Here is a 1,177-nt window from a genome sequence, read left to right as displayed (position 1 = left end):
GATTAGTGTTGTGAGACTGGAATGGGGGCGTAAAGCCTTACTCACAGCGCAGGGCAGCCCGAAAGGGAAGAGACTTACCCAATCTGAAAGCGACCAAAAAGATACCCAAATCACTCATAAATTTGAGTTGAAATGGGTAGGGGTCGGCGCAGCCGAAAGGGTGGTTTGCGCTAGCTTGGCTAGCCTCCTCTTTGCTCTTACTGTCATTGTTTGATACTTCATGATTTCCCTTATTTGCATTTCTTTATCTTACTTTCTATCTTTTGTTAAGCACATAAGCAAGGCTACACAAAGACCCCTCCACTTCGTTACGTTGTCATTGTGCCTTGTAAGGGACGCTACGCTCCCTTAACCCTAGTTAAAAGCACTCAAATTAAAGGATTGCCATGACTGAAAAGAAGAAAGTGATACGAGAAAAGTCCATCAAGATCAGAGTCACTGAGACTGAACTTCAAGCTCTGAAAGATCGGTGTGATTGTGCGGAATTAGCTCCTTGGGTGAGAGAGACTTGTCTTGGGGAACGGACTCTTAAAAGAGCCAATGTTCCTAAAGTAGACCCCGCATTATTGCGCCAGTTATCTGGACTTGGAAATAACTTGAATCAGATCACTAGAGTAGTGAATACCCAGAATTATGATGTCGTGAATGTGGTTCAAGTATTGGCTCAACTTTCAGCAATCGAGCGTCAGCTTGGGCAAATAATGGCACAGTATGAGATCTCAGTATGATTGTTCAGTTCGCTCGTAGAGGTAAGGGCGTTGGGAGTGGCCCTGTTGATTATCTCTTAGGGAAAGATAGAAATCGGGAGAGGGCGACACTCAATCAAGGCGATCCTGATTTAGTTCAATCACTCATTGATTCGAGTCCTTACGCCAAAAAGTACACATCGGGCTTTCTCTGTTTTGCTGAAACGGACTTATCACAAGAGATTAAAGATCGCCTCATGGCTGATTTTGAAAAGGCTTTGTTACCAGGCTTAGACAAAGACCAATACTCCATTCTTTGGGTAGAGCATCTTGATAAAGGGCGGTTAGAGCTGAATTTTGTTATTCCAAATATTGAGCTTCATTCTGGCAAGCGACTTCAACCTTACTACCACTTTGCAGACAATCCTCGTATCGATGCGTGGCGCACCATTAAGAATCTTGAACTAGGGCTTCATGACCCAGATGACCCT

Annotated in this window: 3 protein-coding genes; all 3 read left to right on the top strand. The window is 44.1% G+C overall.

The window, feature by feature from the left end:
* Positions 1-214: hypothetical protein (locus R7E78_RS24310; RefSeq protein WP_276409302.1), on the top strand; the 214-nt coding region annotated here is incomplete at its 5' end.
* 172 nt (positions 215-386) lie between these two features.
* Positions 387-728 (top strand): MobC family plasmid mobilization relaxosome protein, encoded by a 342-nt coding sequence (locus R7E78_RS24305; RefSeq protein ID WP_318058361.1) that lies wholly within the window; start codon positions 387-389, stop codon positions 726-728.
* The coding region (locus R7E78_RS24300; protein ID WP_318058360.1) for a relaxase/mobilization nuclease domain-containing protein at positions 725-1,177 on the top strand (453 nt) is incomplete at its 3' end. The genes R7E78_RS24305 and R7E78_RS24300, both read left to right, overlap by 4 nt.

The organism is Vibrio sp. YT-19(2023) (assembly GCF_033337395.1).
Note: the sequence above shows the minus strand (reverse complement) of the source record. Positions and strands in the feature narration are given on the sequence as shown.

What these genes read in the sequence shown, in the direction of transcription:
- R7E78_RS24305 (WP_318058361.1), top strand. Translation starts at nt 387, where the DNA reads ATGACTGAAAAGAAGAAAGTGATACGAGAAAAGTCCATCAAGATCAGA.